The organism is Neobacillus drentensis (genome assembly GCF_036965425.1).
GTDB lineage: Bacteria > Bacillota > Bacilli > Bacillales > Cytobacillaceae > Neobacillus > Neobacillus drentensis_F.
In genome coordinates this window covers 1-8423 of the sequence record NZ_JBALPP010000149.1, presented here as the reverse complement: position 1 = coordinate 8423, position 8423 = coordinate 1, and the positions used below count along the sequence as shown (strand labels likewise).

Here is an 8423-nt window from a genome sequence, read left to right as displayed (position 1 = left end):
CAAACTTATTTTAAAAATATGAAATTTTGTAAAATTTTATTGAAAAAATGTAAATTATTAGAACATAAAAAAAGCTGCCACAATGACAGCTTCGGATTTAAAACCCTTTATATTACGCTTCCTTGATCTTTTATTGCAAAACCCCATTCTTATCAAAATAATACCTTTTCCCATTAATGGTGTGCCATCCAACAGCCTGTTTCCCTGGTACCAATACTTATTGTTTGGCCCTAAATTAATCCATTCATTCGCAGCCATAGCACCACTTGACTTAAAGTAGTACTTTGTTCCGCTTATGATTTGCATTCCAGTTGCCATACCGCCCCATTTGTTGAGGTAATACCACTTTCCGCCTTGATACAGCCAGCCCGTTGTCATTGCGCGGCTTGTGTCAAAGTAATACCACACTTTAATGCTGAATGGAGCTGAATAAAGTGATTGATTAACATATAGATTTTTCCAACCTGTCGCCATTGCTCCAGTATTTGGATCAAAATAGTACCACTTGCCATTCACTTGCTTCCAATCAACCGCTGCTGCACCGCTCGTACTGAGATAATACCATTTTCCCCCGATATTCTTCCAGCCGCCAGAAGCCATAACACCATTACTATCAAAAATATATAATTTGCCGCCAACGAAATGAGCACCCGTTACCATATAACCTTCTTGTTCGTCTAAGTAATACCATTTCTTGTTCCAGCTAACCCAGCCTGTAACGAGCTCACCCTCATGATTGAAATAATACCAATCGCCTTCAATTTGCTGCCATCCCGTTTGCATGACCCCGTCACTATTAAAATAGTAGAATTCATCGTCAATCATCGCAAATCCAGTGACCATCGTTCCGTACTAATCGAAAAAATACCATTTGTTATCAATCTGCTGCCAGTCATAAACGAGCTCACCATTTGGTAAAAAATAATACATGCCATCTTCAATATAATTCCAGCCGACGACCATTTGTCCATCTTTATTAAGGTAGTATTCTTTCTCATCTACATAAATCCACCCAGTAGCCATAACTCCGTTTTCATCAAAGTAATAGCGATGATTCTCGTAATCAAACCAACCTACTTTTGGATTGCCGGATTCATCAATGAAATAACGCTTTCCATCTATGGTCACCCATCCAGTGGAGTTTTCGTCCCCCACGGCATTTGGACTAAGCTGAAAATCCTTACTCCCCACTCCGGCTGCCAGTGCCTGTTGACTACTAAACTGCGAAACTAGGAAAAAACATAAAGCTACAAACAAAATCCTAAACCATAATCCAGAAACCCAACCTCTATCCAAGTTAATCCCCCTAAAATAATTAATGTTATTGAATCCTTTGTTTCAATTGCTTCATAAGTTCTTCCTTTGTCAAATTAGGTTTTACCTCACCTAAGTACAGGAGTTCACCATATTTTTTCTCTTCAGCCCCCAAGTTCACAATCTTATCTGAATACTGATTAAGCGAATTATTTTGGGCTGTTTCATTATGATTGTGCAGACCCACTGCATGGAGAAGCTCGTGAAGGATAACCCCGTTTCGATAATCTCTTGTGATTTCCTTATCCGTTCCAATCAGGGTTAATGCTTCCATAGTCCCGTATGCAGGTGAGATCATCGTTGGCATTTCAACTCCCCAAACATCATTCCTATCCACATTATAGGCCTTAAAATCGGATGTCGGTTTAAAAACCATTTTAATGTACCGGCTATATTTCGGATTATAGGAACTATCGATGATTTTCATTTCATATGGGAAAAAGGCATTAATTTCTTTAATGGCCTTGTCAACCATTTTCCTATCTTCCTCGTTATAATCCCCACTCAAGGTTATCGCTACATTATCTGTAAATCTATAAATAATAGGTATCTCTTTATTAAAATAATAGTTTACAAATTCATTAATCGTCTTATCAGGAAAAGTTCTATCATCTATTAAAAATGAAATCTCTTTCGCAGCTGTTAATCCATTAGGCTTTGTCGCAGTAATCGTTAGTGTATGCTCCCCAGGCTGTTGAATCGGCTGATCCAGGGGCACTTCTTTACCATTTAAGGCGGCTTTATAGGTGACGCCCTTTTCCTTTTCAATGGTGAAATTAGCTTTTTTGAAATAAACCTTTTGTACCCCTTCCTTTATTCGTGGCGTAATCGGAGGCTTATCATCCACGACAAAGGTATAGGAAACTTGCTTCTTTTCCCAAAGAAGCGTGGACTCGACTTTAAGGACGTAGTTTCCATTCTCTTTTACCGTATAGTTAGAAGTGATTTTCTTTCCGTTTAATGTAACCCTTGCATTCCCAAAGCTTTACTTCAAATAAATATCTGGATATTCATTTGAAGGAAACCTTGCCATTTTCTATACCGCTTAGTTTTATTGAAGGTTCAATAAAACTAATGAACCCTAACAATAAAGCAATAATTCCTAAAAAAAGACTCAGAATCCTCTTTCTCTTTCTCTCACTTTTCTTACTAATTTCCTCTATACTTTTCAATAGTCAGCCTCATTTCTTTGTTAACTATTTGTTGACAAGATAATATCCCCTAAGTTGAAATCAGTATATCTTTTAAATAATAGGACAATTTACACTATTATTTTATCATAAAAGTAAATTATTCCAATTTTACTAACATATTCATCCAGTATGCTGGCGGTTTGCTATGAAGCGGAAATTCCTGAAGTATCCCGAATATTAAGTGCAAATGGAGCGGAAATCATTTTCTGTCCCTCATACACATTTACGGAAGCAGGATTCTGGCGGGTACGCCATTGCGCACAGGCACGCGCAATCGAAAATCAAGTATATTTTGTTCACTGTCCGACTGTAGGTGAGCCTGGAGCTCCGCTGCCAAATGGCTTTGGCCGTTCCTCCATACTTAGTCCCTGCGACCTGGCTTGGATGCCGAACGGAATTGTAGCAGAAGCCGAAACAAATAAACATACCGTAGTCACCGGTACCGTTGATATTGATGAACTCTATGAAAATAGAAAAACAGGTGCCGCAACTACCTTTGTAGATCGCACCCGCCGTGAAGATGTTTATTCAAAATATGAGCCATATAAATCCATAAGCCTCGAAAAACAAGAAGTTGAAATCTTAAAAACCGAACTGTCCGTAGACTTAAAGCTGTTTACCTTGCTACCGAGTTTTCGGGCAGTTTTTTTAATTGTCAATAAACCATGACGGTAAGAACAATGCCTGTCCCCCCAGAATAATGTCGATGAATTCGACAAAATGTGAGGGGATGACAGGCACTTATGTTATTTTAAAACATAACTTTCATTCTCTTTCACCATATACTTTGGCTTTATTTTTTTCCCATTCAATGTAATCTCTGCTGTCCCAAAGAAATCACCGGTAGCTGATCTTCAAATCGATCCGTTTTGGAGATTTTATTATAGATTTCCGCGATCAATCACATCACTCCAATCAATAATGTAAAAAAACAAAAACAGCGGTGCCCTTTAATGGCGCCGCTGCACGTATTCCACTATTACTGCATGACCTTCCAGAACTCCCCGGCCACTACTTGATAACCTAATAAACTTAGGTGAATATTGTGAGGATTTGTAATATATTCTGCAAAATTACTTACATTGATTACTTGAGCTGTTGGGACAAAGGTATCCCCATGCTGAGTCGCCTGGGCTTGAATTTGCGCATTAAAAGCTTTTAATAGTTGATTTAATTGTTCTTTTTGCACCGGATCAGCCATATATGGGAATGGGTTGTAATAGCCCATTACATATACCTTAACATTCGGATTCAGTTGATCAATTGTGCTTAAAATTGTGCTAATTTTACCAGCAATGGCTGCAATCGCTGCAGGTGCTTGAGCCGGATCCTTTTGAACGACAGGAAGCAAATCATTTGCCCCAATATCCAAGGTAAGATGAGTTGCTTTTTGAATTTCTTGTTGAACGTCTCCCCTCTCTAAATCTGCTAAGATATTATCCGTTGTATATCCCGAGACTCCGAAGTTCGCAAAATCAAGCAGTTGATACGATTTGGCAAAATTCGCAGCAATATAATTCGGATATCCCCAATCTAAATCTACTCCATTTACAGGAAGTCGATCTTGACCCTCTGGAGTCATCCCAGCAGCCAGCGAATCCCCCAACGCCACATAATTGACTTGAATCCACGCGCCATCCGAACCTAATTTATAACCTTTGATGACAGTATCAGCCGCCATATCTCCATTTTGATTGAAGTAATACCATTTGCCGTCGATTTGCTGCCAGCCAATCACCATCGCTCCACTATCCGAAAGGAAGTATTTTTTTCCTGATAACTCGAGCCAGCCGGTTTTCATGGCACCTGTTAGATCGAGGTAATACCATTTCTCCTTAAGCAAAATCCAGCCTGTCCGCATTTCACCGCTAGACTGGAGGTAGTACCAATTGTTATCGGAAAGCAGCCAGCCGGTTGCCATTTTTCCATCAGACTGAAGGTAATACCGCTTTCCATTTGTTTGAATCCAGCCTGTTTTCATTGCTCCTGAATTATCTAGGTAATACCATACTCCGCCAGTATTGAGCCAGCCTGTCTTCATGGATCCATCACGATTTAAGTAGTACCACGAACCGTCAGACTTTACCCAGCCTGTTTTCATGGCACCTGTTGAATCGAGGTAATACCATTTGCCATTATCATGAAGCCAGCCAGTGTATTTCCCGCTTGTTGTATAGAAGTACCAGGTGCCATTCGTAAAAACCCAGCCACGCGGAGGGATTTCATTCCAAACCAGACTTGAAATTTTATTAATGGTTTCAATTCCATAGGAAAGGGATTTATTATTTGTTGTTAGAACCGAAATCACATAGTTTTTCCCTTGGCCATTTACATATCCGACACTATTAACATACGATCCGGAATCGGCCCAGCCATTTTTTAAGGCAACACTGACTCCTGAAGGGAGCCCGGCCCCCGTACCCCAGCGTTGATCTGCTCGTACGTTCCGCATCAGATTAAGGCCGTATGCTCTCTGGGAATCTGTTAATAATGTATTAGGATAGGCAAAGTATTTCATCATGGTAAGCTGGTCCTGAACGGTTGTCGTGGTGCGTCCCCACCATCCGCCCGTACCTGCAACCGTATTGGTCATTCCTACTTTTTGAAAAAAGGACTGAACGCTTTTATCGCTGCCTAGCTGCCGCCAAATTGTACTTGCAGCACTGTTATCACTATTTTCTATCATTTTAGTAAGCAATGAATTTTCATTGCTTGTGATTGGGATCTTTTGATAGAGTACATCAGCGAGCAACGACATTTTCACGATACTCATCGTATAGTAGGTTTTTGAAGGGTTATATGTATAGGTTTTACCTGTGTTTGCATCGTAAACACCAACAGAAACCGTGTTGCTTCTAGAAGCAAGGTAACTGGTTACATCAGAGCCCAATATCGTTGATGCCTGTACAGGAATTTTGGCACACAACAGCATGGCCATTCCCACAATGGCACATGCGACTATTTTCTTATATGATTTCATTTTCAACTCCCTTTCTAACTATCTATGAATCCTATTATATAATACTTTAAGTCTATCAAAAAATTATTTTTGCCTTTAATTGGTATATGGTGATGTTATAATATAGTGGTCAACTTGAAATAATTTGAATTTTCGTGGGTGATTATATGAAAATTTCAATAGAAGAAATAAACAAAGCACTGGAAGAAGAAATCCTGATTAGGTGTCATGAAGTGGATGACGAAATCAATGAAATCGTCGCCAAGCTGAAAACGGAAAACCCCATTGTACTCGGATATCAAAATGATAAAGTCCATCGCATTAAGCTTAGTGACATCTACTATTTCGAGGCAGTTGATGGTAAGGTTTTTGGGTACTGCAAGGACAACGTTTTTGAGGTAAAACAAAAGCTTTATGAGTTAGAGGAATTTTGCGAAGGAAAGAACTGTTTTCGTGCATCCAAGTCCACAATCTTGAACATAGCCAAAATCACATCCATTCATCCGTCCATAAGCGGCCGATTCGAAGCGGTGCTTGATAACGGGGAACGTGCTATTGTATCGAGGCAGTATGTGCCTGTCCTAAAAAAAATGCTTGGATTGTAATAGGAGAGATAAATATGAAGATGGCCAAATTTGCACAAAAAATGTTGAAGGATTTCTTGATTATCTTTGCATCGATTATCATTATTATCACTTTATTGCGACAAATGTATTATCCCGATACCGACTTTGATTTAAAGTCGATTTATATCATTATGGGCTTTTCATTTTCAAGTGCATTGCTGGGATTTATATTGTATTCTCCTAATGATAGTAGTGAGAAGAATATGCGTTTAAGAATGGCCATTCATTTTTTCACTTTGGAGATTGTATTGATCGCCCTTGGCAGCGTTTTTGATCTTGTGACGAGTGCAGTAGATGGAATCATTCTGGCATTGCAAATTGCCGTCATTTACATCGTCGTTCGTCTGCTGTCATGGCGAAATGATAAAAAGGAAGCCCAAAAAATCAACGAAAAACTAAAAGCATTTAACAGTAACCAATAAAATCATAAAGCAGCAGTTGTCAGCCACACATTATTTTGCGGTAAGTTTGATAGCTTACTGCTCTTTTTTTTGCATCTTATTTGCCTGTGGATACAACTTACTGATTTTCTATATACTTCCTTCTGGCAGTTTATTATGCTGAGTCCATAATAAATTATTCAAAAGAGAAGGAGTCACTCCGATGGGAACTTTACTATTATTGATTATGTTGGCTTTCGAAATTGCTTTTTCAATCTATTGCATTGCTACGAAGCAAAATCATAAGAAAATGAAAAATTGGATTAGGATTGCTATATTTTTAGCATTTGTATTACTCACCCTTTCATCGGTGTTTTTGTGGAGCTTCCGCTGGGTATTGGCTGCCATACTGTTTTTTATCTTAGCGGTAAAGGGAACGGTTTCGCTTATCCGCAACAGAACAAATTCACCAAAATACAAAACTTCTAAAATTGTCTGGAAATCCATGATTATGATATTGGCTTTCAGTTTCGCACTTGCACCTGCCATTGTTTTTCCGCAGCATAAATCACCAAAAGTGACAGGGAATTATGATGTAGCAACCGCTGCTTACACATACATTGACAAAAACCGTATAGAAGAATTTACCGACAAGAGGAAAAACAGATTTGTAGATGTGGAATTTTGGTATCCCAAAACGGGAGATGGAACATACCCTCTATTAGTGTTCTCACATGGAGGCACTGGCATTAAGTCAAGCAATACTTCTACCTATGCGGAGCTTGCAAGCCACGGGTATGTAGTCGTTTCTATCGATCATCCTTATCACTCCTTTTATACTCGTTCAGATGACGGAACGGTTGCAACGATTAATTCAGATTATAACCGTGAAATCAACAATATGAATAACGGGGTTTACTCAAATGAAGAACTTTATGGTCTCATTCAAAAATGGATGAAACTGCGAACAGACGATATGAATTTTGTCATTGATACGATACTTGAAAAAGCGAAAAGCGACAATAATCCCATTTATCAACACATCGATACAGAGAAAATGGGTGTGTTCGGGCACTCAATGGGCGGTGCAGCAAGTGTTTGGCTGGGCAGAGAGCGCGATGATATTGATGCAGTCGTCAATATCGATGCCCCTTTCTTTAGTGAGCTGGCTTATAAGAAAGAAAGGGATGATTTTGCTGCAAGCAGCAAAGCATACAAAACCCCGCTTTTTAACATTTATTCAGATGATGTTTGGAGACAACTTGAAAGCAACTCCCTTTATGCAGCGAACAAACTTGATAATAAACATTTTAAAGAAGCATATACAACCCATTTTCAAGGGGCAAAACATTTAAGCTTGACCGATTTGCCGCTTTTCTCCCCTATCCTTGCAAATTATCTGCAAGGCGGAAAAGCCGGCATTGATCCATATTACTGCATTGAAACGGAAAATAAACTAATTCTTGATTTTTTTGACAATGAATTAAAGGGCATTGGCCATTTTTCTCCAGAGAGGACATATTGATTTAGAAGGGCCCATTCATATTACGTACAAAAACAGCAGCGGTTGTCCCACTGCTGCTGTTCTATTTCTTTTTATTTAAATACGCATTTCCTAAAACTTCAATTAAAATAAAAGCCGCATTTAGTAGTACTGGTGAAAGGGTAACCTGTTTTCGATTTTTATTTTGTATATTTACTATCTTTATGAACGGATTCGTTTCAACAGGAGATTCCTGATTTAGATGATGTGTGAAGTTATGAGCTGTTTTGAACAGAAAATCGTCATACCACTTTCTTTTTTCAACATTTTTAAGAGTTTCATAGGCTTCTTTCACTTTTTTAAACTGTTCAGAATTCCCTTTGTCTTTATCTGGATGTACTTCTTTTACTTTTTTTCGATAAGCTTCTTTAATTTCATCAAAAGTTGCATCATAGGGTACGTCTAAAA

9 protein-coding genes are annotated in these 8423 nt (G+C 38.7%); 4 read left to right on the top strand and 5 right to left on the bottom strand.

The window, feature by feature from the left end:
• Positions 1–57: 57 nt before the first annotated feature.
• From V7161_RS27940 to V7161_RS27930, 3 genes are read right to left on the bottom strand one after another with little or no spacing between them, the layout of a single operon-like run.
• Complete coding sequence (locus V7161_RS27940; RefSeq protein WP_335716058.1) at positions 58–843, bottom strand: hypothetical protein; 786 nt, start codon at positions 841–843, stop codon at positions 58–60.
• A gap of 9 nt (positions 844–852) precedes the next feature.
• Positions 853–1296, bottom strand: a complete 444-nt coding sequence (locus tag V7161_RS27935; protein ID WP_335716057.1) for an N-acetylmuramoyl-L-alanine amidase family protein — start codon at positions 1294–1296, stop codon at positions 853–855.
• A gap of 25 nt (positions 1297–1321) precedes the next feature.
• Positions 1322–2161, bottom strand: a complete 840-nt coding sequence (locus tag V7161_RS27930; protein ID WP_335716056.1) for a hypothetical protein — start codon at positions 2159–2161, stop codon at positions 1322–1324.
• A 475-nt stretch (positions 2162–2636) separates the two neighbouring features.
• Here V7161_RS27930 and V7161_RS27925 point away from each other — a divergent pair, with 475 nt between their 5' ends.
• Entirely contained in the window at positions 2637–3176 is a 540-nt protein-coding gene (locus V7161_RS27925) for a nitrilase-related carbon-nitrogen hydrolase (RefSeq protein ID WP_335716055.1), read from the top strand.
• Positions 3177–3486: 310 nt separating this feature from the next.
• Here the strand turns inward: V7161_RS27925 and V7161_RS27920 are convergent, their stop codons facing one another.
• A complete protein-coding gene (locus tag V7161_RS27920) occupies positions 3487–5487 on the bottom strand; it encodes a GDSL-type esterase/lipase family protein (RefSeq protein WP_335716054.1) in 2001 nt (666 codons plus the stop codon).
• A gap of 146 nt (positions 5488–5633) precedes the next feature.
• Between V7161_RS27920 and V7161_RS27915 the strand changes: the two genes are divergently transcribed.
• The 3 genes from V7161_RS27915 to V7161_RS27905 all read left to right on the top strand — a co-directional run bounded on the left by V7161_RS27915 (position 5634) and on the right by V7161_RS27905 (position 7997).
• A complete protein-coding gene (locus V7161_RS27915) occupies positions 5634–6071 on the top strand; it encodes a LytTR family DNA-binding domain-containing protein (protein ID WP_335716053.1) in 438 nt (145 codons plus the stop codon).
• A 14-nt stretch (positions 6072–6085) separates the two neighbouring features.
• Positions 6086–6514 carry a DUF3021 domain-containing protein gene (locus V7161_RS27910; protein WP_335716052.1) on the top strand — a complete coding sequence of 143 codons (429 nt, stop codon included), beginning with the start codon at positions 6086–6088 and terminating at the stop codon, positions 6512–6514.
• Between the two features lie 181 nt (positions 6515–6695).
• The gene (locus V7161_RS27905) at positions 6696–7997 is read left to right on the top strand and encodes an alpha/beta fold hydrolase (protein WP_335716051.1); all 1302 of its coding nucleotides are present in this window, start codon (positions 6696–6698) and stop codon (positions 7995–7997) included.
• A 61-nt stretch (positions 7998–8058) separates the two neighbouring features.
• On the opposite strand, the gene V7161_RS30480 is transcribed toward V7161_RS27905, so the two are convergent.
• A partial coding sequence (locus tag V7161_RS30480; protein ID WP_420491679.1) for a J domain-containing protein occupies positions 8059–8423 on the bottom strand: 365 nt, incomplete at its 5' end.